Genomic DNA, 26,085 nt, shown 5'->3' on the forward strand with positions numbered 1-26,085 from the left:
ATTGTGCCCGCAACCGGGACCGGCTCAGCGGCGCAGAAATTTCACGATGTCCCCGGCCAGCTCTTCGCCGGCGTCCTCCTGCAGGAAGTGGCCGGCACCGTGGATCACGGGATGATCGATGCCCTGGGCGCCGCGCATCTCACGCCGGAAGATCGCGCCCATCGGCCCGGTGATGGGATCACTGTCGCTGAAGGCGACGAGCATGGGCGTCGGGCTGACGGACAGCTTCGTCCACGCCGCCTTGTTGGCCGCCGCCGCCGGATCCTCGGGAGAGGTCGGCACCAGCCCCGGCATGGCGCGCGGACCGGCGCAGTATTCGTCGGAGGGGAATGGTGCGTCGTAACCCGCGCGGACCTCGTCGCTCATCTGCTGGCGGCACCCGCCCTGCACGAACCAGCCGACGTTCAGCGTCGGCGTCGTCGTGATGGCCTCGCGGAAGCGCCACCACACCTCGGCCATCGACTGTTCCCCGTTGGGCAGGCCGGTGTTCGCGACCACCAGCCGGGAAAACCGTTCGGGATGCTCGGCGGCCAGCCGCAACCCGATCAGCCCGCCCCAGTCCTGTCCGACCAGCGTCACGTTCCGGAGGTCGAGCACGTCGAACGCGAGGGCGCGCATCCACTCGACGTGACGCGCATAGGTGTGGTCTTCCCGGCGGGTCGGCTTGTCGGAACGACCGAACCCGACGAGGTCCGGGCAGATCACGCGGTGGCCGGCGGCGACGAGGATCGGGATCATCTTGCGGTACAGGTACGACCATGACGGCTCGCCGTGCAGCATGAGCACGGGGTCCGCGTCGCTCGGCCCGTCCTCGACCCACGCGACCCGCAGCTCGCCGCCCTCGGCGTCGGGTATCTCGGAATACCTTGGCGCATAGGGAAAATCGGGCACGTCGTCGAAGCGCTCGTCGGGAGTTCGCAAGGTCTGCATGGCTCATGTCCCTTCGGGTAGTCCGGCCAAATCCGGCTGCGACATCAGTCGATCGAGGAATCCCAACTGCCCCTTGAGCAGCTTCGTGCGTGCCCGCGCCACCGAGAACCAGCCAACGCGATCGATCTCGGGGAATTCCCGCAGGGTGCCCGAGCCTCTTGGCCACTCGATCAGGAAGGTGTTGCTGCGTGTGTCGGTCACATCGAGGTCGCTGTGGACGGCGAAGGCGGTGATGAGCTTGCCGCTGGGTTGTTTCAGCACACCGAGGTCCGTGCGCGGGCCTGGGGGCACCGCCAGACCGAGTTCCTCGGCGAACTCACGCTGTGCGACGTCCCAGGGATCCTCGCCATCGGTGTACTCGCCCTTGGGAATCGACCAGGCCCCGTCGTCCTTGCGGGCCCAGAACGGGCCGCCCGGGTGCGCGATCAGCACCTCGACAACGCCCTCGGACAGCCGGTAGACCAACACACCCGCGCTGAGCTTGGCCAACCGTCACACCCCGGTCGCGCGTTCCAGGTCCTTCAGCGACGACTCCAGGTGCGCGAGCAGTCGCTGCAGGTGCGGCACGCTGCGCCGGCATCCGACCAGGCCGAAGTCCAGGTTGTCGGCGTTGCTGGCCAGGGTGATGTTGAGCGCCTGGCCGTCCAGCACGATGGAGAACGGGTAGTTGCCGTTGAGCCGGGCGCCCCCGTAGTACATCGGCTGGGTGGGCCCGGGCACATTCGAGATGACGATGTTGAACGGCGGCCGCGTCGACGACACCCAACCTGGCACAGCCGCCAGGCTCAGCGATGCCATGTTCATCGCGGACAACGCCAAGGCCTGAAACCGTGGCAGCTGCGAGAACACCTTCTTGTTGTTGCGCATCGAGTCGCTGACCGTCTGCAACCGCTGCGCCGGATCGTCGGTGTCGGTCGCGAGGTTGCACAAGATCGCCCCAACCAGATTGCCACCGGCGTCGGCTTCGTCCTCGCTGCGCAGGCTCACCGGAACCATGGCGAGCAGCGGCGCGTCCGGCAGGGCGTTGTGCTCGAGCAGGTAGTAGCGCAGGGCACCGGAACACATCGCCAGGACGACGTCGTTGACCGTCGCTCCCGAGGCCTTCTTGACGTTCTTGATCCGCTCCAGCGACCAAGACTGCGCGGCGCAACGGCGGGCGCCCCCGATCTTGACGTTCAGCATGGTGCGCGGGGCGCCGAAGGGCAATGTCAGCCGCTGTTCGAGTAGCGCGGCGCGCGCCAGCGAGACGGTCGAAGGCCCAAGCGCCGCAACGGAACCCGCCGCCTGCAGCAGCGCGTTCAGCGGGGATGACGGTCGGCGCGTGCGCTTTCGCTTGGGCAGGCTCCACGGCGCACGAATCTCGTTGTCGGCCGGGTCATTCGACAGGGCGCGCTGCATCAGCTTCTGCGCCGAGACACCGTCGATCAGCGCGTGGTGCACCTTGGTGTAGATCGCGAACCGGCCATCTTTGAGGCCCTCGATGATGTGGGTTTCCCACAACGGGCGGTGACGGTCGAGCAGGCTGCTGTGCCACCGCGACGTCAGCTCGAGAAGCTCGCGGACGCGCCCGGGCGACGGCAGCGCCGAGCGCCGGACGTGGTAGTCGATGTCGATGTCCTTGTCATACGACCAGCCGAGATTGGCGATCCCGCCGACGAACGTCGCGGGACGCTTGAGGAAGGTGGGTTGAAAGTCCCGCTGCGCAATCAACTGGTCGTACAACTCCCGAACGAAGCCGCGGCCGGCGCCGTCAGGCAGCTCGAACAACTGCAGCCCACCGACATGCATGGGGTGCTCGCGGGATTCTCCCATCAGGAAGATCGCGTCGGAGGGCGTCATCAGTTCCATCCACCCATTAGACCCCGGCAAAGTCATCACGCAACTCTCCTCAGAACATCGCCGCCGAGCCGACCTCCGGATGGCCGCGCACGTACCGGACGAGCCGGTCGACATAGCTGCGGAACGCGGGAACCTCGATGCCGCTGCCCGCGAGATCCGCGCGGGTGTGGTCGGTGAGGTAATGCGTTGGGAGCGTGAAGTAATCGACGAGTTCGGGCGGGATTCCGAACAACCGCTGCACGCCCGGAACGTGGGCCAGCGACGCCTTCGCCAGCTTCCGCGGCATCCGAACCTTGACCAGTTCGCGCCCGGTCGCCTCGGCCAGGGTATCCGCCATCTCGTCGACGGTGAGCGGGCGCGGGTCCGCCAGCTGGTAGGTCCGGCCCTCCGAACCGGGGCGGCCGCTCAAGTATTCGACGGCGTCGATGACGAAGTCGCGCGGTACCACGTTGACCCGCGTCATCGTCGGGTCGCCGGCCATCGGGACGATCGCGCGCCGCGGCTGCCGGAGCAGTAACCGCAGGACGAAGTAGGGACCGTCGAATTTCTGCGTCTCACCCGTGCGGCTGTCGCCGACGACGATCGAGGGGCGGTAGATGGTCGCCGGCATGCCCGCGGACATATGCCAGCGCACGTCCGCCTCGGCGAGGTTCTTGGTCTCCTCGTAGTAGTTGTTGAACGGCGCGCCCACTTCGAGGTCGTCCTCGCCGAACGGGCCGGCATAGCGTCCGCTGACATAGCAGGTGCTGAAGTAGTGCAGGCGAGTCAATTTCGGGCAGCGCTCGAGCGCGTCGAGCACGTTGCGGGTGCCGTCGACGTTGACCCGGACGGCGATGTCCCGGGCCACGGTGAGGTCGTACGCGGCGGCAAGGTGCCACGCCTCGGTGACCCCGGCGAGGACGTCGGCGGCCAGCCCCAGCCCGGGCTGGGTGATGTCACCCTCGACCAGCCGGATCCTGCCCTCCAGGAAGGGATCCGCCGAGCTCAGCTCGCTGGCGCGACGCTCCGCCTGCGTGGCGAACTTGGGCTGTACCAGACAGATTGCCGAGTCGTCCGTGCGCTTGAGGATCCTCGGCAACAGGGCGGTGCCGAGAAAGCCGGGAAACCCCGTCATCAACACGGTCATCACGGTTCTCCTTTCGTGTCACCGCTTGGCGTAGAGCGCGTCGACCTCGTTGGCGAACCGGGCGGCCACCACGTTGCGCTTGACTTTGAGGGTCGGGGTCAGCTCGCCGGTGAGCACGGTGAAATCGACGGGCAGGATGTGGAACCTGCGGATCGATTCGGCGTTCGACACCGTCTGGTTGGCCGCCTTCACGGCCTGATCGATCTCGCCCACCAGGTCGGGATCGTCGGCCAGGTCCGCGACCGAGGCGGTGGGCGCTTTGCCGTGGTGCTGCTTCCACACGTCGAAGCCTTCCGGATCGATCGCGATCAGCGCGGCGACGAACGGCCTGTTGTCCCCGACCACCATCGCCTGGCTGATCAGCGGGTGGGCCCGCAGCTGGTCCTCGAGGACGGCCGGGGCGACGTTCTTGCCGCCGGCGGTGACGATGATCTCCTTCTTGCGGCCGACGATCGACAGGAAACCGTCGTCGTCCACCGAACCGAGGTCGCCGGTGTGGAACCACCCGTTGACGATCGCCTCGTCGGTGGCCTTCTCGTTGTGCCAATAGCCGGCGAACACCACGCCGCCGCGGACCAGCACCTCGCCGTCGTTGGCGATCGCCAAGCTGTTGCCGGGCAACAGCTTTCCGACCGTGCCGACCCGCTCGTCACCTAGCCTGTTCACCGTGATCGCGGAGCTGGTCTCGGTCAGGCCGTAGCCCTCGTAGACCGTCAGCCCGATACCGCGGTAGAAGTGGCACAACCGCTTTCCCAACGGGGCGCCGCCCGAGACGGCCGCGCGGCATTCGCCGCCCAGCGCGGCGCGCAGCCGCCCGTACACCAGTCGGTCGAACGCGGCGTGTCCCGCCTGCAACAGCCGCCCGGCGCCCCCGGTGTCCTGGGCGGCGCTCCACTCGGTCGCGGTGCGGGCGGCCAGGTTGAAGAGCCAGCCCCGGCCGCCGTCACGAGCGCTCAACTCGGCTGTGTTGTAAACCTTTTCGAAGACGCGGGGCACCGACACCACCACCGTGGGCTTGAAGACGGCGAGGGTGGGCACCAGGTTCTTGATGTCGCTGGTGTAACCGGTGGTGACCTTGTTGGCGAACGCGGACATCGACAGCGAGCGCGCCAGCACGTGGGCCAGCGGCAGGAAGACCAGGAGCCGCTCGCCCTCGCGCAACAGCGTCGGGAAGCACTCCGCGGCACCCCGAGTCTCGAAGAGCAGGTTCGAGTGCGTCAGCTGGCAGCCCTTCGGGCGCCCGGTCGTGCCCGACGTGTAAATCAGCGTGGCGGCGTCGGCCGCTCGCAGCGCGGCCAGGCGCTCGTCGAGTTGACCGGTGTCGACCGACTTTCCGGCCTCGGCCAGCTGGTCGAGTGCGACGGGGCCCCCGGACTCGAGGTGCAGGATGCTGCGCAGATTCGGCAACTCGTTGGTGAGTTCCTTGACCAGCTGGGCGTGCGCGTGGGTCTCGGCGATCACCAGCACGGCGCCGGAGTCCTCCAGCACCCAGCGCACCTGCTCGGCGGAGGACGTGTCGTAGATCGGCACGGTGACCGCGCCCACCGACAGGATCGCGTAGTCCAGGATCACCCACTCGTAGCGGGTGCCCGACAAGATGGCCACCCGGTCGCCGGCGCTCACCCCCTCGGCGATGAGCCCGAGCGCGGTCTGCCGGATCTGCTCGGCGGCCTGGGCGCACGTCACATCCGTCCAGACGCCGTCGACCAGCCGTCGGAAGATCACGTGGTTGGGGTCGTCGCGCTCGTGGGAGTACACGCTGCTGACGATGCTGTCGTGCTCGCCGACGGTGAAGCCCGCCGGCACGCTGAATTCACGCATGACTCAAGACTCTCGATGTTGGGTTACTCCGCACGACGCTAACCGCCCCGACCGGGCGCTTCCTAGTGGCCAAAGGCCCCAGCGCTGACGGCCCTTCAGGCCCTTCCAGGCCCTTCAGGGGGGAGTGGTCAGTCCCCGAGGGACCAGGCGGACGTCGCGATGAGGTCGCCGCGGTCGAGCCCGGCTGCGCGATGTTCGTGCACCGCGGCGTATTCGGGGGTCGTCACCATGTCGATGAACGCCTGCGGAGTCGGGTACTCGACGATGAGAATGGCGTCCCACCAAGGCCTTTCCCCGTCGCCGATGACGAACGCCGGCGCGGTGCCGAGGTAGCGCACGGTGGCGCCTACGCGTTCGAGGTGCGGCGCCACTTCGCGGCCGTAACGCTGATAGGACTCCACGCCGCCCGGCGACGTGAACTTCAGCAGGTTGACCATGACGACTGGTGCGTCCGCCGGCCGGCCCGCCAACGCCGCGAACTGCTCGGGGGTGGGTCCCAACGAGGCGCTCATGCGGGTGTCCGTCATCCGACGGATGTTATGCCCGCGGTCGACAGGGTGAAGCCGCGGCCCGACGTCACGGTGCAGGTCACCCCGTCGGTCTCCGAGCGACAGTTGAACGGGCCGACTCCGGCGTTCTGGCCATAGGCGAGCGTGGGGGTGCCTTGAGCGGCGTTGCCCAGGCAGGAGTCGCCCGTGCAGGTCTTGAACGAACCGCTGGTGGTCATCGTCACCGACTGAGGCGGGGAGTTGGTCTGGCAGTAGGTCTCGTCGGGAATCTCATTGCGCTTGAAGTTCACTTCACAGCTGATGTTGTGCGACGGGGACAGGAAGGAACACTCCGTCGGCGTGCAGACGGGGTTGTCGGCCGCCGCCCGCGGCAGCGCGGGCCAGCAGGCGAATGCCAACGCCATCGCGGCGACGAGCGTCCGGTGCACGGTCCCTCCCACGGGTCTGCGGTTCTGTGGCTCTCGAATTATCCAGTCAACGGGCCCGACCGTGTGCCGTTTCGGCGCGCATCTCGTTTGTTGACGGTCACTGCCATGTGGTCATACTGTGCCGTGCGAGGCGCCATGCGCACCGTTTCCTTTCGGAGGTTCATCGATGAGTAGCCCGACCAAGCTCCGTGTCATCCAGTGGGCGACGGGAGGTGTGGGCCGGGCCGCCATCGAATGCGTCCTCAATCACCCGCAACTCGAACTCGTCGGCTGTTGGGTACATTCCGCCGAGAAGGACGGCCGGGACGTCGGCGAGTTCCTCGGCCTCGGTGAGCTGGGCGTCACCGCGACCAACAGCCTCGACGACGTGCTCGCCACGGAGGCCGACTGCGTGGTGTACAGCCCGCTGATCCCCAATGACGACGAGGTGGTCGCCATCCTGCGGTCCGGCAAGAACGTCGTGACCCCGGTCGGCTGGGTCTACCCGGACCCGGGCAACCCGCGGCACCGGGCCGTCGCCGATGCCGCGGCCGAGGCCGGGGTGACCTTGCACGGTTCGGGGATCCACCCGGGCGGGATCACCGAGCGGTTCCCGCTCATGCTGTCCGGGCTCTCGTCGGCAGTCACCCACATCCGCGCCGAGGAGTTCTCCGACATCCGCACCTACAACGCCCCGGACGTGGTCCGCCACATCATGGGTTTCGGCGGCACGCCCGAGGAGGCCATGCAGGGCCCCATGGCGAGTCTGCTGGAGGCGGGGTTCAAACAATCGGTGCGAATGATCGCCGACCACATGGGCTTTCGCATCGATCCGAACGTCAGGACCATCCAGGACGTCGCGGTGGCGACCGCCGACATCGACTACGCCCCGTTCCCGATCACCACGGGAGCCGTGGCCGCGCGGCGGTTCCGGTGGCAGGCGCTCGTGGACGGCGAACCGGTGATCACGGCGGCGGTCAACTGGCTGATGGGCGAGGAGAACCTGGACCCGGCCTGGGATTTCGGCGGCCGCGGCGAACGCTTCGAGGTGGAGATCACCGGTGAGCCCACCGTGAGCCTCACCTTCAAGGGGTTACAACCCGAGACGATCGCCGAGGGGCTGGTGAAGAATCCGGGCGTGGTGGCCACCGCCAACCACTGCGTCAACGCCATCCCGGACGTCTGCGCGGCCGACCCCGGCATCAAGACGTACCTGGACCTGCCCCTCTTCGCGGGCCGCCCCGCGCCGAAGCTCGCTGCGGGCGCGTCGGCGCGATGACCTACGCCCATCCCGAATCGATGCGCGGCCACGTCGCGATCGTGACCGGCGCGGCGCAGGGCGTCGGCAAGGGCGTCGCCGTGGCGCTGCTCGAGCGCGGCGCGTCGGTGCTGCTGGTCGACATCCAGGGCGACAAGCTGCGCGCGACCACCGCAGAGTTGCGGCAGCTGGGCCGAGCCGAGGAGCTGGTGGCCGACCTGCGTGACCCGGACAGCGCGCCGCGCATCGCGGCCGCCGCCGTCGAGGCGTTCGGCTCCGTGCACGGCCTGGTCAACAACGCGATAGCCACCAACGAGCCGAAGCGATTTGTGGACATCACCCTCGAGGACTGGGCGCTCGGCCACGACGTCGGTCCACGGGCGACCTTTCTGCTGATGCAGGCGGTGCACCCGTTGATGGTCGAGGCGGGCGGCGGGTCGATCGTGAACCTGGGCTCGGGGACGGGCACCGGTGGTGAACCGAGGTGGGGCGGCTATGCCGCCGCGAAGGAGGGCATCCGCGGGTTGTCCAAGGTCGCCGCGCTGGAGTGGGGACGGGACAACGTCCGCGTCAACGTCGTCTGCCCGTTCGCCGAGTCGGACGGGGTCAAGCTGTGGAAACAGTTCGCCCCCGACGATTACACGAAGGCGGTCAAGCGGGTTCCGATGAAGCGCATCGGCGATGTGCGCTCCGACGTCGGCGCGCTGGTCGCCTTCCTGCTCGGCACCGATGCCACCTTCATCACCGGCCAGACCATCCACGTCGACGGCGGGATCGGCTGTTTCAGGTGACCATCGGCGGAGGGTCGCTACGGGATCGCCAACGCGCGCAGATCCGTGCCGACATCCGGCGCGCGGCGATCCGCCTGTTCGTCGAGCGCGGTTATGACGCGGTGACCACCGACGAAATCGCCGCCGCCGCAGGGATTTCCCCGCGCACGCTGTTTCGGCACATGCCCGCCAAGGAGGACCTGTTGCTGGCGCCGGTGCGCCACGGCGGCGCCGCTATCGTGAACCTGCTCGAGCAGCGGCCCGCGCGTGAGGCGCCGGACGTCGCGCTGATCAGCGCCATCGTGTCGCGGATCAGTTCGTTCGACCAGGCCGACATCGCGGAATGGCGGGAGGCGCTGCTCGGGGCGCCCGGCCTGCTCGAAAAGGCCACGATCCATATGCCCGGCGACAAAGAGCGCGCGGCCAAGCTCGTCGGCGACCGCATGGGCGCCGACCCCGACAACGACATCCGCCCCGCTCTCCTTGTCCAACTCGCCTTCGCGGCAGCCGATTTCGCGTTTCAGCGCTGGGTGCGACAGTCGTCTCCCCAGCGCCCACTCGATCTGTGCGTAACCGAGGCCCTGAAAGCGGTCAAGAGCCCGCACTGGCGGCGAAAGCCGCGCTGAAACGCTTGGCAGCGCCGAGATCGCCGAGGCGGTTGCGATCCGCGGGGCAAATCCTGACCTTCAGCGCAATTTCGGCGGATGGCGCTAGGGCTTAGCCGCCGCCACCCCCTGCGCCGCCGCCGGCGCCACCGCCGCCGCCGGCCCCGCCTCCGGCCCCTCCAGCACCGCCCGCCGGTCCTCCCGCACCGCCGCTCACGCCGTTGCCGCCGCCGGTGTTCCCGTTGACGGCGGGCGGTGGCGGGGGCGCAGGGCTCGACGAGATGGGCGGCGCCGCGGGCGCGTTGTCTGCCATCGTCGTTGCCCCTGCACTTCCCCCGAAGGCGACCGCCAGGCTGATCGTGGCGGCACCGCCCAGCAGCGCAACCGCTTGCTTGGCCTGGGCTTTCTGAGCTTTCACCGGACCTCCCATATCGTCGTTGATTCCGATGCCAGCGAGGTACCCGTTCTCCGGATGCGTAACCGGTCCGACTTCCCAGGCCTTCGGGACCACGGTGCCCTATTCCCCGAACGCATTCGTCGCGCGAGCTGCCCGGGGCTGGACTGCCCGGTCTCACCCGTTGACCGGCGACTCACCCGAGGGCGGGCAGGACCTTGTCGGTGAGCAGCTGCACCGACTTCCACGCTTCGTCGATGGGCATGCCCCCGACGAGCGGGTGCATGACGAGCGGGCCGTAGTCGCCCGCGTCCCGAATTTCGGCGATGAGCTCCTCGGGCGTGAGGAACCGGTATCGTCCCGAGGCTTTGACCTCATCCAGGGTGCGGACACCGGGCAGGTGCATGAGGGACCGCTGATCGGTCGACCACCCGCCGTAAGTGACTGCCTCCCAAAGGATGTGCTCACCGAGCTCCGCCCATGCGCGCTCTGGGTCTTCGTGCAGGTAGACCATGCCGTGGTTGACCGGCCCGGGCATGAGGATGAACGGCGTCAGGCCGGCCTGCGCACAGAGCTCGCGGTAGTATGCGGCGACCTCGGGCAGGTGGTCGGCGAGGCTGAGCGGCAGCCGGAATCGGGCCGCGCGGCGCGCGGTGACGCGCGCGCCACCACCGACGTACAGCGGCGGGTGCGGCCGCGTCCATGTGCCGGTGCAGATGCCGGCGTCCCCGTTGGTGCCTGACCAGACCGAGAGCATGCGCTCGAGGAGGTTGTCCATCAGCTCGCCGCGCCGGTCGAAATCGGCTCTTAGCGATTCGTATTCGACCGTGCGGTAGCCAAGCCCCACGGTGGTGTGCAACCGACCGTGGCTCATGTTGTCGACGAGGGCGATGTCCTCGGCGAGCCGCACCGGATTCCACAAGGGCCCCAGCGCGCAGTCCACGCTGGCGATCAGCGTGGACGTGCGGGCGAGGAACATGGCCGCGGCCAGGATCGGGTTGCAGCTCCACCCGTGTCCCGTCGCGTGGTGCTCGTCGACGCTGATCGAGGTGATGCCGTGCGACTCGCCCCACTGCGCCAGTTCGAGTGCGGCCGAGAGTAGCCGGCTCTGGGTGCGTGCGTCACCGTGTGGGGAGGCGAAGTTGAAGCGCAGTACCGTCAGGAGCATGTCAGCCCTCCGGCGCCAGCGACCGGAGGAAGGCGTCGAAGTCGGGAAATAGTGCCCTATCGACGATTTCGATGCGGGTCCCGAAGCTGTCGACGTAGTAGGCGAACAGCGCGAGGCCGGGCGGCGAGACGTCGGCGGTGGCTTCGAAGGCGAAACCGTGCTCCTCGAGCGAGCGCGCGGTGCCGCTCAGGTCGTCGGTGAAGTAGCCGAGGTGATGGATGGCATTGCCCGGGGTCGCCGTCCACGGGCTGCCGGGGACCTCCTGGATCAGCTCGACGTGCGGGGCCTGTAGCGAATACACGAATGTCGAAGTGAGTTCCCGGCTTTCGGTCGCGGTGCGGAACGGCAGCGTGTAGCTCGTCGGGGTGATCCAGCGGTAGCCGGCCAGCGCGCTCAGGCGGGCCATCGCCGCGTCGAGGTCGGGCACGACGATGCCGGTGTGGTAGAAGTCCTCGGGCCGCAGTGCGGGTGCCATGGTCATCGTCCTCTCAAACGTCATCGTCCCTTCAGACGCAGTCCGACGCGCCGTCGACCACGAACAGCGCCCCGCTGGTGTAGCTGCTCTGTTCGGTGCACAGGAATGCGATCGTCGGTGCGATCTCACCGGCGAAGCCTAGGCGGCGCAGTGGGATGTGAGCCAGCTCCGACTCCACCAGTTCGGGCGCCGCGTGCATGGGCGCGGTCATCGGGGTGTCGATCGTTCCGGGCGCCACCGCGTTCACGCGGATTCCCTTGCCCGCCCACTTGACCGCGAGGTTCCGCGTGACGTCCACGACCCCGGCCTTGGCGGCACCGTAGCCGGGCACGAGTGGGACGGCGCGCAACGCCGACATCGACGCCAGGTTCACCACGCTCGCGCCCCCGGGCGCGGTGGACGCCCTCAGCGCGCGATAGAGGCCGACCGTCAGCCGGTAGGGTCCTGTGAGATTGACCGCGACCGATGCCTCGAAGCCGTCCGGCTTCGATTCGTCGATGCCTCCGGGAAAGTTCGCGCCCGCGTTGTTGATCAACACGTCAAGGCGCTCGAAGCGTTCGGCCAGTGCGTCGACCGACCCCTTGTCGGTGATCTGCAGCTGGTGATACGCCATGCCTGACAGATCCGAGTCGTATTCCGACGCCGCGGGTTTGGTGCCGGTGACGGCCACCTCGGCCCCGGCATCCCGGAACAGCACCGCCGTGGTGTGCCCGATGCCACTGGTGCCGCCGGTGACCAGTGCCGTGGTGCCGGTGAAGTCGAAGCTGACCCGCGCGGTCATGAGTTCCTCGCCACCTGGTGCTTGAGCCAGGCGGTCTCCCAGAAGTTCTCGCTCTCGGTCAGGAGCTTCTCGTGGGCCTGCCGCAGGACGTCGCGGGCGAGTGGGTGGTCCGGGGGAACCAGTTCGGCCAGATGAATCGCCTGTAGGGGGCGGCCGGCGGCGAGGTGTTCCCGCGCCCGTGTCAGCAGGGCGTCGGCGCCGGCCAGGTCCAAAAGGTCGGCGGCCACGGAGTCGAATCCGACCGGATAGAGCTCGGTGGTCGACGTGTGGTGGAACCAGCCGGAGTAGTTCTCCCAGATGGCCCGCACGTCCCAGGCGACCTTGCCGTAGCCCTGTCCCACTTCACATTCCGCCGGCAGCGTGATCTCCCGCATCAGCGTCCTGACGTCCGTGCCCGCGTTCATCCCGGCGACGGTCTCGTCGTGCACGTACTTGATCGCGTCGCGCAGCCGGGTCAGCTCGGCGTGGATGCGCTCGGCACCCGCGATCGGCTCGAAGTGGCCCGTCACCAGGAGGTCGGGTCGCAGGTCGCGCACCCGTTCCACCGCCGCGACGGCCGTCAACGCGTCGCGATACCGGTCACCGCGAATGGTGACCAGATTGGGAATGTGGCCGAAGACCGGGCCGAAAGTGTTTCCACACAAGCAGATCCGCTCGTCGGGTAGCCACACCACCAGTGAGTCCGTGGTCTCCCCGCCCGGCACCGAGACCAGCTCCAGCCGCCGACCGCCCGGCTCCAGGGTAAGGGTGTCCTCGAATTCGATGTCGACGACGGGGACGCTCTGGCCCGGCAGCCGCGTCGTCCCGAGCCGCCGCTGGATCGCCCGGATGCCCTCGCCAAGCGTATCGGCGAACGCGAACGCGCTGCGGGCGGCACGGTACGGGATGAGGCGCTCGTTGTCGTCGCGCCACGACGTCCAATTCTTCTGCGCCACAACCTTGGTGTCGGGGTCGCGCACGCTGTCCAGGCCGCCGACGTGGTCCACGTGGCCTTGCGTGAAGATCACGTAGCGCACCGGCGAGGGGTCGACGGCGTCGAAGTTGGCCCGGTGCACCGGCCCCTCGAAACCCATCCCGGTGTTGACGATGACCCGCCCGTCGTCCGTGGTCAGCAGATACGAGTTCGACAGGCCCGGCGAGCACCACAGCCCAGGGGCTATCGGCTCCGCCGCCTCGGCGGCCGCCGGGCGCATGGCGTCGGCGCCCGGCCGGCTGCGATAGATCGGTTCGAACTGCTGCGCTTCGGTACTCATCTCCGATGTTCCTTCGCGGTCATGCCTCGGGGCGGACGTCGAACCGGTCGAAATAGAAGTCGAAACGGGCGCGCAATTCCTCGGCGGACACCCCGAAGTGCCGCTGCAGGTCGTACCGGACGCGGCCGTGCTTGCCGCGCGGATTCCCGGCCAGGTACCGTTCGAACCGCTCGCGCACCTTCGGCGTCAGCGCCACGCCCCCGCGCTCGTAAAGCGTATCCAGCACTGCCATTTCATTGCCGTTGAGCTGCTGAAAGCCGACGTCAAGGCTCCGGTCGGCGGGCACGAGGTCGCGGTCGCGGACACACGCGCTCAAGAGCCGGTACACGCGATCGCTCCAGTAGTCCACCAGCCACGGCGCGTCGATGCTCCTGCGCCGCAGGCGATCCGAGTAGGCCATCATGGTGACCGCCGACTGGATGACCGCGACCGGGTCGCGATGGGTGAAGGCCACCGTGGCGTCGGGAAAGGTCGCCATCAGCGGGCCGAGTTGCTCGCAGTGCTGCGGGCTCTTGAGGACCCAGGTGCGCGGGCCGCGCAGGAACGTCAGCGCCTGCAACACCTTCTTCAGGTACGCGTAGTGCCGGCACTGGTCGAGCGCCAGGTAGTAGTCGCGCCAACCCGGCACCCGCGCATGCCATTCCAAGACGTAGGCGGCCAGGTCGAGGTCCAGGAGCTCGACCTCCTCCTCGATCGCCTCGGGGAACCGGTCGTGCATGGCGGCGACCACGGGGGCGCTCGCCATGAGTGCGTCATGCTCGGACTTGGCCCGCGCGTAACGCGGATCGACGCCGGAGATGCCGGGACCGTCACCCCGTGCGGGCAGGGGTTCCTGGCTCTCCCAGTACGGCAGGGCGCGCCGGCGTGGGTCGGCGGCGATCAGGTTCACCAGATGCGTCGTGCCGGAGCGCGGCATCCCCACGACGATGAAGGGCTGCTCGATCGGGATCGATTCGATCTCGGGATAGCGCTTGAGTACTTCGGTCAGCGACAGCCGGTTGCGCAGCAGGCGTACCACCCGCTGGCGCAGCGAGCCGCGGGTCAACTGGGTCAGGCCCTCGTCGGCCTCGATCGCGGCGACGTGCGCGGCGAGGCGGTCGCCGAACCCGTCCGTGTCGCCGAGGTCGTCACCCACACCCGCCTGCTCGATGGCCTCCGCGAGCATGCGGTCAAGGTCCAACCGGATCTGTTTGCTTTCCGTGTAGTCCAGGATCTGACGTTGAATGTCGGTCAGCTCGGGGGACGTCAGATCGTCGAAGTGGATGTCGTCAAGCGCAGAACCCACCGGATCCCCTCTTCGACGTGTCGATCTGTGTGAGAGAGACGGTAGACGCGGCGCCAATCGGTCGTCGACCCGCCTCGCCGACGCGTGATCGTGGCCTACAGGTTGGCCAGATCGTCGGGCACGTCGACCTTGTGTTGCAGCAGCGCTTCGAGCGGCACCACCTCGAGCGTGCGCTCGTGCGTGGACGCCAGCACCACCGGCGCGGCGCATCCGTCCTCGTGGGCCCGCAGCCAGTTGACGGCGGTGACGCACCAGCGGTCGCCCGGTAGCAACCCGGGGAAGCGATACTCGGGGACCGGCGTCAAGAGGTCGTTGCCGATGGATCGCTGATGCTCGAGGAATTCAGCGGTCATCACCGCACAGATGGTGTGTCGCCCCAGATCCTCGGGTCCCGTCGAGCAGCACCCGTCGCGGTAGTAACCGGTGAGTGGTTCGTTGCCGCACGGTTCGAGCGGGCCGCCCAAGACGTTGCGATCGGACACGCACTTAGTATTGCGCCATTCGGGGCGATCTTTGAAGCCACTTTGGCAACTGTGCATCCACCCGTCGGCCGCGCGATCAGGGTGCTCACCGGCGGCGTTCCCGACTCCTGCGGCCGCAAGGGACGCCGGCGACCTTCACGGGCTGTTCACCTGCGCCGACGGCAACCGCGTTGTAGGTTTTGTCTGTGGTAGTCACCGGGGCCTTCTTAGCCGAAGCCGCCGCAACCGTAGACAACAAACTCAACGTGACCGGCGGCGTCCTGTCGAGGTTCACCGTCGGGCCCGACCGCCGCGTCCGGTTCGTCCTCGTGATCCTTATGCGGGCCGACTCCAACGACTCGGATCGGCGTGTCGACGTGGAGCTCAAGCCCCCGACGCTGGACGATTCGCTCGTCGAGCGATTCGAGGTGCCGGAAGCCTCCATCGGCGAATTTCCCGGTTTCGCCTTCTTCGATATCGAGGCGGCGCTGCCCACCGATGGCCGGTGGGCCGTCGAGGTGACCGCCGGCGGCGAAACCGTCTCGCTGCCGCTGGTCGTCACCGCATGGACGCCGACATCGGCAATATAAGCCGAAAGCGTTCCCTCGCAACGCATTTGATTCAGAGGATGGAAGTTCGAGCCGAGACCCTTTAGCCCTCAACCCATGTGGCGCAGCGGCAGCGGAGCTCGCGCGGATGCGGACGGGGCGGCAAGCCCCCAATCCCGCCAGGTCACAGGAAGATAACAATCTTTGCCGTAGCTGTGAGCTCGGGCGACGCGCTGCGCAAATGCCGGGGACAGCGCGGCGGGAAATTTATCGTCGGTTCGTGCACCGTCGAACCGCGCTGAAGCTGCCGCTGCTGCTGGCAGCGGGCGCGGCCATGGTGCAGGCGCCCCGCGGGGGCGCGGAACCGGCACCCCGCTCGTCCGGGGAGATCACCCGGTGGTCGCCCGACCGGGCGAATCGGTGGTACCAGGCCCAGGGTTGGCTGGTCGGCGCGAACTACATCCCGTCCAACGCGATCAACCAGCTCGAGATGTTCCAGCCCGGCACCTACGACCCCCGGCGCATCAATACCGAGCTCGGGTGGGCGAAGTCGTACGGCTTCAATAGCGTGCGGGTCTTCCTGCACGACCAGCTCTGGGCGCAGGACCCGCGCGGGTTTCAAAGCCGCCTCGGTCAGTTCGTCGGGATCGCGGCGAGCCACGGCATCCGGCCACTGTTCGTCTTCTTCGACTCCTGTTGGGACCCGCTGCCCAAGATCGGGCCGCAGCGGGCGCCGCGGCCGGGCGTCCACAACTCCGGGTGGGTGCAGAGTCCCGGCGCGGAACGGCTCGGCGACCCCGACTACGCCCGCGTCCTGCACGACTATGTCACCAGCGTCCTGACCCAATTCCGTAACGACAACCGGGTCCTGGGCTGGGACCTGTGGAACGAACCCGACAACCCCGCCCGCGTGTACGCCAAGGTGGAGCGCAAAGACAAGTTGGAACGCGTGGCGGAGCTGCTGCCGCAGGTGTTCCGCTGGGCGCGCGCCGTCGATCCCAGCCAGCCGCTGACCAGCGGCGTGTGGCGCGGCGGCGACCAGGGCGAGCAGGGCGGCCGCAGCCCGATCAGCGATATCCAGCTCAGCAACGCCGACGTGATCACGTTCCACTCCTATGCCGAGCCCGCCGGCTTCGAGTCCCGGATCGCCGAGCTCGCGCCGCTGGGGCGGCCGATCATCTGCACGGAGTACATGGCCCGGCCGCAGGGCAGCACCGTCGAATCGATCCTGCCGGTGGCGAAGCGGCATAACGTCGGCGCCTTCAACTGGGGTCTGGTCGCCGGGAAGACGCAGACCTACTTCCCCTGGGACTCGTGGGACCACCCGTATACGTCGGTTCCGAAGGTGTGGTTCCACGACCTGCTGCAGCCCGACGGGCGGCCGTTCCGGGACAGCGAGGCGCAAACCGCGCGGACGCTGGCCGGCAGCCCCTCCTGAGCCGCTAACCGGCTTAGCGCGACGCCCTTCCGGCCAACTCGTCGAAGCCCGTATACAGCGGCGCTGGTGGCGGCGCACACTACGAAAGAGCTGGTTCTTGCAGCTCGCGGGAAGCGCCCACTCCGAGAGGAGTCAACACGATGCGTCTTTTATCAGTAGCCTTCGGCGTCGTCGCAGCGGCCGTGTTGACCGCCGCGCCGGCCAACGCCGACCCCGACGTCCCGCCCCCGCCACCACCCGGGCCGCCCGGCGTCGCGCCGGCAGCGCCGCCCCCGGGTTTGACGCGCGAGCAGCAATGCGCCTGGATCGCGTTTCGCACCTGGGTTCCGTGCAACTGGATCATGCCCAATCCCCCGCCGCCCGGGACTCCCGGGACGATGTGACGGGGTGACGCGTCCCCTTGGGGCCGGGCACCGGATGGTGCGCGCCCGTAGGCGTTTGGCGGTGGCGGAGGGATTTGAACCCTCGGACGGTGTTAGCCGTCACACGCTTTCGAGGCGTGCTCCTTAGGCCGCTCGGACACGCCACCGCCAGGCAGCTTACCGAACCGACCGCCGCTCACCCCAATCGCTGCCTGGCGAAGAACTCCTCCAGGGGCGCGGCGCACTCGTCGGCCAGTACCCCGCCCCGCACCTGCGGTCGGTGATTGAGGCGGCGGTCACGCACGACGTCCCACAGCGACCCGACCGCCCCGGTCTTCGGCTCCCACGCGCCGAACACCAGCCGTTCGACGCGCGCCAGCACCACCGCACCCGCGCACATGGTGCACGGTTCGAGAGTGACCGCCAGCGTGGTGCCCTCCAGGCGCCAGCCGTCGCCGAGCGCGCGGGCCGCCGCCCGCATCGCCAGGATCTCGGCGTGCGCGGTCGGGTCGCCCAGCGCCTCACGGGCGTTCACCGCGCGGGCGAGTTCGGTTCCGTCGGGGCCGATGACCACCGCGCCGACGGGCACATCGCGCGGACCCGCCGTCGCGGCGACCGCCAATGCCGAGCGGATCAGGTCTTCGTCAGCGCCCGGCTCCGCCGCGCTTGCGGTCACCGACCGGTCCTGAGGGCGGCGACCCGCTGCGCCCGGCTCCGCCGCGCTTGCGGTCACCGACCGGTCCTGAGGGCGGCGACCCGCTGCGCCCGGCTCCGCCGCGCTTGCGGTCACCGACCGATGCGGTCGATCACCGCCGACAGCTCGTCCGCAAAGCCCATCTCCCGGGCGATGCGGCCCAGCTGCTCGTCGGCGTACAGGTCGGTCTCGTCGAGGATCACGCCCAGCACCGCCTCGGGCAGCCCGATGTCGGACAGCAGCCCGAGGTCACCCTCCTCGAACGGGTCGGAGTCTTCCAGATCCTCGGGGTCGATGTCCGCGTCCAGCTTGTCCAGCACCTCGGCGGCGATGTCGTAGTCCAGGGCCGCGGTGGCGTCCGAGAGCAGCAGCCGGGTCCCCGACGGCGCCGGCCGCAGGATCACGAAGAATTCGTCGTCGATGTCGAGGAGGCCGAACACGGCTCCTGCGCTGCGCAGTTCGCGTAGCTCCGTCTCGGCGGCCTGGAGGCTCGTAAGCGACTTGGGAGCCATCGCCGAACAGCGCCACTTGCCCTCTTCGCGCACTACCGCAACGCCGAAGCCGTCGGGCGTGTCGGCGGACAGGCCCTGGGCTGAGGCCCGTTGTGCTCCCATGGGCGCCTACGGTAGTCCCTGGCCAGGCCGCTGACCAGACGAAGCCCCGACGAACGCCGCCCGGCCCCGGCAGGGCACGCACCACCGCGTGCCGAACTGTGCCAACCTTGGACTGTGGCCGGTATCGCTACACACCCCGTCTCGAAGACGCCCGTATGCGTGCTGGGTCTAGGGCTCATCGGCGGCTCGATCATGCGGGCCGCGGGGGCGGCCGGCCGCGAGGTGTTCGGCTACAACCGCTCGGTCGAGGGCGCGCACGGCGCGGTCGCCGATGGCTTCGACGCCACCACCGATTTGACCGCCACGCTCACCCGGGCCGCCGCTACCGGCGCGCTGATCGTGCTGGCCGTCCCGATGCCGGCGCTGCCGAGCATGCTGGCCCACATCCGCGAGCTGGCGCCGCGCTGCCCGCTCACCGACGTCACCAGCGTCAAATGCGCGGTGCTCGACCAGGTCGCCGCGGCCGGGCTGCGGGAGCGCTTCGTCGGCGGCCACCCGATGACGGGCACCGCGCACTCGGGGTGGGCCGCCGGCCACGTCGGGTTGTTCACCAGGACCCCGTGGGTCGTGAGCGTGGACGACCACGTCGACCCGGTGGTGTGGTCGATGGTGATGACACTGGCGCTGGACTGCGGCGCGATGGTGTTGCCCGCCAAGTCCGACGAGCACGACGCCGCGGCGGCCGCCATCTCGCACCTTCCGCACCTCCTCGCCGAGGCACTGGCCGTCATCGCCGCGGACGTGCCGCTGGCCTTCGCGCTGGCCGCCGGGTCGTTCCGCGACGGGACCCGGGTGGCGGCAACGGCCCCCGACCTGGTCCGGGCGATGTGCGAGGGTAACTCCCGCGAGCTCCTGGCGGCGGCGGACCGGGCCATCGACCTGCTGAGCAGCGCACGCGAGTCGCTGAAGACCCACAACTCGGTAGCCGAGCTGGTGGAGGCCGGCCACGCGGCGCGAACGCGCTACGACAGCTTCCCGCGCAGCGAAATCTTCCACATCGTGATAGGCGCTGAGAGATGGCGGGACGAGCTGGCCGCCGCGGGACGGGCGGGCGGGGTGATCAGATCCGCTCTGCCAAGCCGGGATAGTCCAGAATGAACCCCTCTTCGTCGACGCTCACGACGGTGTCGGCGACCGGGGAGCGCAGCTTGATGCCGTCCAGACGCCCCTCGCTGGTGTAGCTCACCGTCGCAGCGGTGACCGTCATCTCCGGCACGTTCACGTAGACCATCGGCAGGGTCACCGAGTCGGCCCGCTCGTGGAGGCCGAGGCGCCGGATCGGCAGCGCGTTGAAGAAGGGGCTGAACACCACGTCGACGTCGAGAGCTCCGTTATAGCCCGCGCGCCGCTCCCCATGGTGGTCGGTCACCAGCCACATGTTCTCCTCGTCGCGGGCGATGGCGAGCTGACGTTCCCGTTCGGCCAGCGTGACGGTCAACCCGAAGCGCTTGGTGGCGCCGGTCTCGTCAGTCTGCAGCTCGTAGTAGGCGCCGAACGCCGGGTTCGCCGCGGTGGCCGCGGCGACGATGCGGCCGTTGGCCCGAATCCGCTTGCCGGACACCTGGACTCGCACCGACTCCATGCGTGAGACATCCTGTGCGCGCCAGGTCAACATCGCTTGCCATACGCGCCGGTGGGGATCGGAGGGGGCTGAACTCACCCGTCTACCGTAGAACGTGGCCGCGAGCCGCGGCACGTTAGTCGGTTAGTGTGATCAGCTCGGCCGCGCAGGCGATCGGTCCCCGGCACCGACGCCCACACCGCAATCGCCAGCAGGCCGTCCAGAGCCAGCGCCAACACCGCCACCATCAACGCACCGACCAGCGCCAGCTGGAACTCCCGCTCCTTGATCCCGTCGATCAGATAGCGGCCCAGCCCGCCGAGGCTGGCGTAGGCGGCCACCGTCGTGGTCGCGACCACCTGCAGGGTCGCGTTCCGCAGCCCACCGAGGATCAGCGGCAGCGCATTCGGCGCCTCGACACGCAACAACACCTGGGCCTCCGTCATGCCGATCGCGCGGGCCGCGTCCACGACGGTCCGCTCGACGCCGGCGACGCCCGCGTAGGTGCCGGCCAGCAGCGGTGGCACGCCGAGCAGCGTCAGCGCCACCAGGGGCGGCCCCATCCCCAGCCCGAACAGCAGCACGCCCAGCAGCAGCACGCCCAGCGTCGGCAGCGAGCGCAGCGAGTTGACCGCACCCACCACCAGCAGCGTGCCGCGGCCGGTGTGCCCGATGATCAGCCCGATCGGGACGGCGATCAGTATCGACGCGCCGACCGCGATCGCGGTGTACTCGACGTGCTCCACGATGCGCGCCGCCAGCCCGACGGGACCGGTCCAGTTGTCGGCGGTCAGCAGGTAGGAAACCGCCTGTCCCACGAAGTTCACCGGGCACCGCCGACCACGGGAGCCGTCACCCGGCGCCGCCGGCTGGTGCCGGCGGCGCGCGTCCAGGGCGTCGCCGCCCGGCCGGCCAGCATGACGAGCGAGTCGACGACGACCGCCAGCACGAACAGCGCGATGATCCCGCCGACGATCTGGTCGCTCTTGTCGGTCTGATATCCCTCGGTGAACCAGGTGCCCAGGCCGCCGATGCCGATCACCGAACCGACCGAGACCATCGCGATGTTGGTCACCACGACCACACGCAACCCCGCGATCAGCACCGGGAGGGACAGCGGCAGCTCGACTTTCAAAACACGCTTGATCGGCGGGTACCCGACCGCGGTGGCCGCATCGCGCACGTGCGCCGGCACCGCATCCAGCGCCTCGGGCACCGCGCGCACCAGCAGCGCCGCGGTGTAGGCACTCAGCGCCACCATGACGTTGGCCTCGTCGAGGATCCTTGTTCCGATGATTACGGGCAGCACCACGAACAGTGCCAGCGAGGGGATGGTGAACACGACACCGGCGATGATCGTCGTCAGCCGGCGGGCGGCCGGCGCGCGCTGCACAAGGACACCCAGCGGCACCGCGATCGCCAGGCCGATCAGCACCGGCACCAGCGACAGCCGCAGGTGGACCCGGGTGAGGGCCCAGGCCTGTCCGAGGTGGGTGAGCAGGTAGTGCACGGTCAGCCCCTCCGCCGGGCGTCCGCCGCCGCGAACACGTCGGCGGGCAGGACGCCGCCGATCACGCTGCCGCCGTCATCGACGGCCACCCCCACCCCCGACGGCGACGACAGCGCCGCGTCCAGCGCCTGGCTGAGGTTGCCGCGCGGGGGGAACAGGGAGCCCACGGCGCTCATGTTGTCCGCCAACGACCCGCCCCCACGGCACCGCCGCAACCCCTCGGCGTCGATCCACCCCACCGGTGCGCCCGCAGAGTCGACGATCAACGCCCAACCGTCGGTGAGTCCGGCGTCGGGCGGGCGATTTTCCGGGATCCGCCGCAGGTCGTGCAGGGGCAGCCCCGTCGCGTCGAGGAGCTGCAGCCAGCGATAGCCACGCCCGAGCCCGATGAACCGCGCGACGAAATCGTTGGCCGGCCGCGACAGCAACTCGGCGGGCGTGTCGTATTGCTGCAGCATGCCGCCTTTGAACACCGCCACGCCGTCGGCCAGCTTGAGCGCCTCGTCGATGTCGTGCGTGACGAACACGATGGTTTTGTGCAATTCGCTTTGCAGCCGCAGCATTTCGTTCTGCAGCTCGTTGCGAACCACCGGATCGACCGCGGAAAACGCCTCGTCCATCAGCAAGATTGGCGGATCGGCGGCCAGCGCTCGCGCGACGCCGACCCGCTGTTGCTCGCCGCCGGAGAGTTGCGCGGGGTAGCGGGTGGCGAGTTTGGGGTCCAGCCCGACGCGTTCGAGCACCTCGTAGGCGGCCTTACGGGCCGCTCGGCGGGACTGCCCCTTGAGCACCGGAACCGTTGCGACGTTGTCGATCACGCGCTGGTGCGGCATCAGCCCGGCGCTCTGGATGACGTACCCGATCCCGAGCCGCAGCGTGACCGGGTTGACGGTCGACACGTCGGCCCCGTCCACGGTGATGGTGCCGGAGGTCGGTTCCACCATGCGGTTGATCATCCGCAGCGCCGTGGTCTTGCCGCTGCCGGACGAACCGACAAAAACCGTCAACCTGCCCCTGGGGACGGCCAGGTTCAGCCGGTCGACGGCGGCGGTCCCGTCGGGGAACACCTTGCTGACGTTGTCGAAGACGATTGCGGCGTCCCGGTCTGCCATCATTCGCCGATCGGGTGGTTGAAGCCGTTGTCGCGCACCCACCTTCGGGCCGCTTGGGCGGGGTCCATGCCGTGGTTGCCGGCCACCAGCGAGTTCAACGTCGCCACGGCGGACAACGTCAGTTTCGCCGACACCGCGTCCAGCACGTCCTTGAGCCGGTCGGACCTCTTCTGCGAATTGACCAGAGGCACAATGTTGCCCGCCAGGAAGTTGTGGTCGGGGTCGGCGAGGACGACGAGGTGGTTCTGCGGAATCGCCGGCGAGGTGCTGTAGATGTCGGCGGCCGTCACCTGTCCCTGCAGCAGCGCGCGCACGGTCACCGCGCCGCCGCCGTCCTCGATGGAGACGAAATTGCCCGGGCTGATGTCGAGCCCATACTTCCGTTTCAGGCCGGGCACCCCTTCGGGCCTGGTTTGAAACGACGACGACGCCCCGAATCTCACCTCCGGGGAGTGCGCCGCCAGGTCGGCGATGGTGGTCAGATGCCAGGCGGCGGCGATCGCGCTCGTGACGGTCACGGTGTCGGTGTCGGAGGCCGGCGCAGGCGTCAGGATGGACAGGTCACCGGGCAGTCGGTGGCAAAGTTCCAGCTGCACGGCATCCAACATGGTCGCCGTCGAGTCGGGTGCGAAGTAGAGCAGCAGGTTCCCGATGTACTCCGGTACCAGGTCGATGGAGTGGTCCTTCAACGCGGGGATATAGGTTTCTCGGCTGCCGATCCCCATCCGCCGTCCGACATCGAACCCGTTGGCCTGCAGCGCTTCCGCGTAGATCTCGGCGACGATCTCCGATTCCGGAAAGTCGCCGGACCCGACCACGATGGACTTCGGGCTGCGGGTCTGTGCCCCGAGGGGATCGGAATTGCTGCACGCCGCCATCACACACAGCGCCGCCAACCAGGCCACCGCCCGCACGGCCGCGGTGCACCCGCGGGGCAGCAACCTCATACCGCCGACACTAACGGCAGACCCGCCGGCCCGTCGGTCCTCTGGCGGCCTTGGTTTCATTTCCGGGCGCCGTACGACGAAGATGACAGCCATGAGCAGCCACACCCCTGCCTCGTCCGGCCCGCCGCCCCCCAAGCCCACCCACGCGCCCTCTACCGGCGCGAAACCAGCAGAGCCCGCGAAATCCAAGGAACCGGCCGTCGGGTTCACCCGCGCCGGTGCGCTGTGGACGTCGCTGATCGTCGGCTTCCTGGTCCTGATCGTGTTGTTGATCTTCATCGCCCAGAACACGGCGCCGACGGCGTTTGCGTTCTTGGGGTGGCACTGGGCCCTGCCGCTCGGGGTGGCCATTCTGCTCGCGGCGGTGGTCGGCGGCCTGATCACCGTGGCCGTCGGCACCGCCCGGATCCTGCAGCTGCGCCGCGCGGCCAAGAAGCATCACGCGGCGGCGTCACGCTAGGCGGCGCGGCTCATTCATCCGGGCAGCTTGGCGAGCTCCGCCAGCCCACGGGAGATCAACGGCGCGACCACCTCGGGCATCTCGTCCGAGGTGTCGCCCTTGCCGTGGGCCAGGTCCGACATCCGCCGGCGGAAGTCGATGCCGGCGGCGATGATGGCCAGCTTGAAGTAGGCCAGCGCCATGTAGAACTCCCAGTGCGCCAGCGACACCCCGGCGACCAGCGAATACCGGTCGGCCAGCTCGTCGGCGGTCGGCAGCAGCGGTGACGTCCACGCCGCCTGCGCGTTGACGATCAGGTCGAGAGCCGGGTCCCGGTATACGCACATCAGGGCCGCGTCGCTGAGCGGGTCGCCCAGCGTCGAGAGCTCCCAGTCCACGACGGCGCGCACCTTGGTGGGATCGTCGGCGTCCAGGATGGTGTTGTCGATCCGGTAGTCACCATGCACGATCGACGTGCGGCTCTGCTGCGGGATCGCCTCGCGCAGGCCGGAATGCAGCCGCTCGACATCGGCGTCACGCCGGTCCTCCGGGAGCCGCACCAGGTCCCACTGCGAGCCCCACCGCCGCACCTGGCGTTCCAGGTAGCCGCTCGGCTTGCCGAAGTCGGCCAGCCCCACGGCGTTCGGGTCGACCCCGTGCAGGTCCACGAGCACCCGGATCAGCGAGTTCACGCAGCCGTCGATAACAGTGCGACTGAGCGCTTCGAGCTGGGCCCTGCGGCGCACCACCTGGCCGGCCACAAATTCGACGATCTGGAACGGGGCGCCCAGCACCGACTCGTCCTCGCACAGCGCTATCGCGCGCGCCACCGGGACCGGGGTGTCGCGCAGCGCGGCGACGACCCGGTACTCGCGCGACATGTCGTGCGCGGACGGCGTCAGCCCGTGCAGCGGGGGGCGCCGCACCAGCCAGCTGGTCGCGTCGTCGTACACGCGGAACGTCAGGTTCGAGCGGCCACCGGAAATGAACTCCGCCCGCAACTCGCCGTCGCGGCCGATCCCCAGCGAACGCAGATACCGGTCCAGGGAGGAGAGGTCGAGCCCTTCGAGTTGGTCAGCAGACGTCACCGGACTTGTCTACCACCGCCGGTTGCGGCCGAGCGTCACCACCGCTGGTTTCGCGGCAACAGGTCCCACACGTGTTCGGTGGTGTTGACGGCCGCCACGGTCGCCTGGCCGGAACGGGAGAACAACAGCCGGGTCACCGAGGCGTAGTCGACCGGAAACGACAGCAGCCGCGCGGTGCCCAGGATCTCGTGCAGCAGCACGTTGATCACCCCGCCGTGGCTGAACACCGCGACCGTGTCGTCGGGGTCGGTGGCGGCAACGAGGTCGTCGACGGCAGCGCGGACGCGCCCGCGGAACGCGTCCTCGTCGACCGCGCTGGGCAGGTGACCCTGGGCCAGGCGCGCCCATTCCTCCGGTCGTTCCTGCCGGATCTGCTCGACGGGGATGTACAGCGGAAGGTCGCGGTCGTACTCGGCGAATCGGTCGTCGATCTCGACGGCAAGCTCGCGGGCCGCCGCAACCGGTTCTGCGGTCTGGATGGCCCGCCGCTGCGGGCTGCTGACCACCCGCGAGATGGGGAACCGGGCCAGCGCCTCGGGCAGCCGCCGGACCTGGGCGAACCCTTCGTCCGACAGGTCCGGATCGGAGCCCTCACCGTGGTCGCTGCGCAGCGGCAGCGCATGCCGGACCAGCAGAACTTGCATGGGCCCACCTTTTCATGCGGCGAACCACCTTCGCCCGACGAACGGA

Annotated in this window: 31 protein-coding genes and 1 tRNA gene; 8 read left to right on the top strand and 24 right to left on the bottom strand. The window is 68.9% G+C overall.

The window, feature by feature from the left end; translation table 11 throughout:
• Positions 1 to 24: 24 nt before the first annotated feature.
• The 7 genes from G6N56_RS15690 to G6N56_RS15720 all read right to left on the bottom strand — a co-directional run bounded on the left by G6N56_RS15690 (position 25) and on the right by G6N56_RS15720 (position 6,653).
• The gene (locus G6N56_RS15690) at positions 25 to 930 is read right to left on the bottom strand and encodes a haloalkane dehalogenase (protein ID WP_085258296.1); all 906 of its coding nucleotides are present in this window, start codon (positions 928 to 930) and stop codon (positions 25 to 27) included.
• Between the two features lie 3 nt (positions 931 to 933).
• Complete coding sequence (locus G6N56_RS15695) at positions 934 to 1,419, bottom strand: NUDIX hydrolase (RefSeq protein WP_085258297.1); 486 nt, start codon at positions 1,417 to 1,419, stop codon at positions 934 to 936.
• A 3-nt stretch (positions 1,420 to 1,422) separates the two neighbouring features.
• Positions 1,423 to 2,778 carry a WS/DGAT/MGAT family O-acyltransferase gene (locus G6N56_RS15700; protein ID WP_085258298.1) on the bottom strand — a complete coding sequence of 452 codons (1,356 nt, stop codon included), beginning with the start codon at positions 2,776 to 2,778 and terminating at the stop codon, positions 1,423 to 1,425.
• A gap of 40 nt (positions 2,779 to 2,818) precedes the next feature.
• Positions 2,819 to 3,895: an SDR family oxidoreductase gene (locus G6N56_RS15705; protein WP_085258299.1), complete on the bottom strand. Its 1,077-nt coding sequence runs from the start codon at positions 3,893 to 3,895 to the stop codon at positions 2,819 to 2,821.
• An 18-nt stretch (positions 3,896 to 3,913) separates the two neighbouring features.
• Positions 3,914 to 5,716, bottom strand: coding sequence for an AMP-dependent synthetase/ligase (locus G6N56_RS15710; protein ID WP_085258300.1), 1,803 nt, complete (start codon positions 5,714 to 5,716; stop codon positions 3,914 to 3,916).
• A gap of 128 nt (positions 5,717 to 5,844) precedes the next feature.
• Positions 5,845 to 6,243, bottom strand: coding sequence for a DUF1330 domain-containing protein (locus G6N56_RS15715; protein WP_232069071.1), 399 nt, complete (start codon positions 6,241 to 6,243; stop codon positions 5,845 to 5,847).
• On the bottom strand, positions 6,240 to 6,653 hold the full coding sequence (locus G6N56_RS15720; RefSeq protein ID WP_085258301.1) for a hypothetical protein: 414 nt from the start codon (positions 6,651 to 6,653) through the stop codon (positions 6,240 to 6,242). The genes G6N56_RS15715 and G6N56_RS15720 overlap by 4 nt, the downstream gene beginning before the upstream one ends.
• Positions 6,654 to 6,819: 166 nt before the next feature.
• On the opposite strand from G6N56_RS15720, the gene G6N56_RS15725 reads away from it, so the two are divergent.
• The 3 genes from G6N56_RS15725 to G6N56_RS15735 are packed head-to-tail and all read left to right on the top strand — an operon-like array spanning position 6,820 to position 9,286.
• Positions 6,820 to 7,911, top strand: a complete 1,092-nt coding sequence (locus tag G6N56_RS15725) for an NAD(P)H-dependent amine dehydrogenase family protein (protein WP_085258302.1) — start codon at positions 6,820 to 6,822, stop codon at positions 7,909 to 7,911.
• On the top strand, positions 7,908 to 8,681 hold the full coding sequence (locus G6N56_RS15730) for an SDR family NAD(P)-dependent oxidoreductase (protein ID WP_085258303.1): 774 nt from the start codon (positions 7,908 to 7,910) through the stop codon (positions 8,679 to 8,681). Before G6N56_RS15725 ends, G6N56_RS15730 begins: the two co-directional genes overlap by 4 nt.
• A gap of 2 nt (positions 8,682 to 8,683) precedes the next feature.
• The gene (locus G6N56_RS15735; RefSeq protein WP_085258410.1) at positions 8,684 to 9,286 is read left to right on the top strand and encodes a TetR/AcrR family transcriptional regulator; all 603 of its coding nucleotides are present in this window, start codon (positions 8,684 to 8,686) and stop codon (positions 9,284 to 9,286) included.
• A 91-nt stretch (positions 9,287 to 9,377) separates the two neighbouring features.
• Here the strand turns inward: G6N56_RS15735 and G6N56_RS29480 are convergent, their stop codons facing one another.
• The 7 genes from G6N56_RS29480 to G6N56_RS15770 all read right to left on the bottom strand — a co-directional run bounded on the left by G6N56_RS29480 (position 9,378) and on the right by G6N56_RS15770 (position 15,103).
• Complete coding sequence (locus tag G6N56_RS29480; RefSeq protein WP_180150324.1) at positions 9,378 to 9,683, bottom strand: hypothetical protein; 306 nt, start codon at positions 9,681 to 9,683, stop codon at positions 9,378 to 9,380.
• A 172-nt stretch (positions 9,684 to 9,855) separates the two neighbouring features.
• Positions 9,856 to 10,827, bottom strand: coding sequence for an LLM class flavin-dependent oxidoreductase (locus G6N56_RS15745; protein WP_085258305.1), 972 nt, complete (start codon positions 10,825 to 10,827; stop codon positions 9,856 to 9,858).
• Between the two features lies 1 nt (position 10,828).
• Positions 10,829 to 11,302 (bottom strand): VOC family protein, encoded by a 474-nt coding sequence (locus G6N56_RS15750; protein WP_408632621.1) that lies wholly within the window; start codon positions 11,300 to 11,302, stop codon positions 10,829 to 10,831.
• A gap of 31 nt (positions 11,303 to 11,333) precedes the next feature.
• Positions 11,334 to 12,083 (bottom strand): SDR family NAD(P)-dependent oxidoreductase, encoded by a 750-nt coding sequence (locus G6N56_RS15755; protein WP_085258306.1) that lies wholly within the window; start codon positions 12,081 to 12,083, stop codon positions 11,334 to 11,336.
• Positions 12,080 to 13,336 carry an MBL fold metallo-hydrolase gene (locus G6N56_RS15760; RefSeq protein WP_232069072.1) on the bottom strand — a complete coding sequence of 419 codons (1,257 nt, stop codon included), beginning with the start codon at positions 13,334 to 13,336 and terminating at the stop codon, positions 12,080 to 12,082. Before G6N56_RS15760 ends, G6N56_RS15755 begins: the two co-directional genes overlap by 4 nt.
• Positions 13,337 to 13,355: 19 nt before the next feature.
• Positions 13,356 to 14,621, bottom strand: a complete 1,266-nt coding sequence (locus G6N56_RS15765; protein WP_085258307.1) for a sulfotransferase family protein — start codon at positions 14,619 to 14,621, stop codon at positions 13,356 to 13,358.
• Between the two features lie 95 nt (positions 14,622 to 14,716).
• Positions 14,717 to 15,103: a DUF2237 family protein gene (locus G6N56_RS15770; protein WP_085258308.1), complete on the bottom strand. Its 387-nt coding sequence runs from the start codon at positions 15,101 to 15,103 to the stop codon at positions 14,717 to 14,719.
• Positions 15,104 to 15,288: 185 nt separating this feature from the next.
• Here G6N56_RS15770 and G6N56_RS15775 point away from each other — a divergent pair, with 185 nt between their 5' ends.
• The 3 genes from G6N56_RS15775 (at position 15,289) to G6N56_RS15785 (ending at position 17,451) form a co-directional block, all read left to right on the top strand.
• Entirely contained in the window at positions 15,289 to 15,672 is a 384-nt protein-coding gene (locus G6N56_RS15775; protein ID WP_085258309.1) for a hypothetical protein, read from the top strand.
• A 238-nt stretch (positions 15,673 to 15,910) separates the two neighbouring features.
• Entirely contained in the window at positions 15,911 to 17,068 is a 1,158-nt protein-coding gene (locus G6N56_RS15780) for a cellulase family glycosylhydrolase (RefSeq protein ID WP_085258310.1), read from the top strand.
• Between the two features lie 140 nt (positions 17,069 to 17,208).
• The gene (locus G6N56_RS15785; RefSeq protein WP_142280837.1) at positions 17,209 to 17,451 is read left to right on the top strand and encodes a hypothetical protein; all 243 of its coding nucleotides are present in this window, start codon (positions 17,209 to 17,211) and stop codon (positions 17,449 to 17,451) included.
• 56 nt (positions 17,452 to 17,507) lie between these two features.
• Here G6N56_RS15785 and G6N56_RS15790 read toward each other — a convergent pair.
• The 3 genes from G6N56_RS15790 to G6N56_RS15805 form a co-directional block, all read right to left on the bottom strand.
• Positions 17,508 to 17,597 (bottom strand) — tRNA-Ser (locus tag G6N56_RS15790).
• A 29-nt stretch (positions 17,598 to 17,626) separates the two neighbouring features.
• Complete coding sequence (locus G6N56_RS15795) at positions 17,627 to 18,106, bottom strand: nucleoside deaminase (RefSeq protein WP_085258413.1); 480 nt, start codon at positions 18,104 to 18,106, stop codon at positions 17,627 to 17,629.
• Between the two features lie 110 nt (positions 18,107 to 18,216).
• Positions 18,217 to 18,738 (bottom strand): tRNA adenosine deaminase-associated protein, encoded by a 522-nt coding sequence (locus G6N56_RS15805; protein WP_085258311.1) that lies wholly within the window; start codon positions 18,736 to 18,738, stop codon positions 18,217 to 18,219.
• Positions 18,739 to 18,897: 159 nt separating this feature from the next.
• On the opposite strand from G6N56_RS15805, the gene G6N56_RS15810 reads away from it, so the two are divergent.
• On the top strand, positions 18,898 to 19,836 hold the full coding sequence (locus tag G6N56_RS15810; protein WP_264020804.1) for a prephenate dehydrogenase: 939 nt from the start codon (positions 18,898 to 18,900) through the stop codon (positions 19,834 to 19,836).
• Here G6N56_RS15810 and G6N56_RS15815 read toward each other — a convergent pair.
• The 5 genes from G6N56_RS15815 to G6N56_RS15835 are packed head-to-tail and all read right to left on the bottom strand — an operon-like array spanning position 19,799 to position 23,868.
• Complete coding sequence (locus G6N56_RS15815) at positions 19,799 to 20,398, bottom strand: putative glycolipid-binding domain-containing protein (RefSeq protein WP_142280839.1); 600 nt, start codon at positions 20,396 to 20,398, stop codon at positions 19,799 to 19,801. The genes G6N56_RS15810 and G6N56_RS15815 overlap by 38 nt on opposite strands.
• On the bottom strand, positions 20,395 to 21,126 hold the full coding sequence (locus G6N56_RS15820) for an ABC transporter permease (RefSeq protein ID WP_085258314.1): 732 nt from the start codon (positions 21,124 to 21,126) through the stop codon (positions 20,395 to 20,397). Before G6N56_RS15820 ends, G6N56_RS15815 begins: the two co-directional genes overlap by 4 nt.
• A complete protein-coding gene (locus G6N56_RS15825) occupies positions 21,123 to 21,809 on the bottom strand; it encodes an ABC transporter permease (protein WP_085258315.1) in 687 nt (228 codons plus the stop codon). The genes G6N56_RS15820 and G6N56_RS15825 overlap by 4 nt, the downstream gene beginning before the upstream one ends.
• A 2-nt stretch (positions 21,810 to 21,811) precedes the next feature.
• Positions 21,812 to 22,921, bottom strand: coding sequence for an ABC transporter ATP-binding protein (locus G6N56_RS15830; RefSeq protein WP_085258414.1), 1,110 nt, complete (start codon positions 22,919 to 22,921; stop codon positions 21,812 to 21,814).
• Positions 22,921 to 23,868 (bottom strand): ABC transporter substrate-binding protein, encoded by a 948-nt coding sequence (locus G6N56_RS15835; RefSeq protein ID WP_085258316.1) that lies wholly within the window; start codon positions 23,866 to 23,868, stop codon positions 22,921 to 22,923. The genes G6N56_RS15830 and G6N56_RS15835 overlap by 1 nt, the downstream gene beginning before the upstream one ends.
• Before the next feature lie 91 nt (positions 23,869 to 23,959).
• Here G6N56_RS15835 and G6N56_RS15840 point away from each other — a divergent pair, with 91 nt between their 5' ends.
• Positions 23,960 to 24,328 carry a LapA family protein gene (locus tag G6N56_RS15840; protein WP_085258317.1) on the top strand — a complete coding sequence of 123 codons (369 nt, stop codon included), beginning with the start codon at positions 23,960 to 23,962 and terminating at the stop codon, positions 24,326 to 24,328.
• 14 nt (positions 24,329 to 24,342) lie between these two features.
• Here G6N56_RS15840 and G6N56_RS15845 read toward each other — a convergent pair whose 3' ends face one another.
• Entirely contained in the window at positions 24,343 to 25,395 is a 1,053-nt protein-coding gene (locus tag G6N56_RS15845) for a phosphotransferase family protein (RefSeq protein ID WP_085258318.1), read from the bottom strand.
• Positions 25,396 to 25,430: 35 nt separating this feature from the next.
• Positions 25,431 to 26,039, bottom strand: coding sequence for a histidine phosphatase family protein (locus G6N56_RS15850; RefSeq protein WP_085258319.1), 609 nt, complete (start codon positions 26,037 to 26,039; stop codon positions 25,431 to 25,433).
• Positions 26,040 to 26,085: the final 46 nt, after the last annotated feature.

This window comes from Mycobacterium saskatchewanense, assembly GCF_010729105.1.
GTDB lineage: Bacteria > Actinomycetota > Actinomycetes > Mycobacteriales > Mycobacteriaceae > Mycobacterium > Mycobacterium saskatchewanense.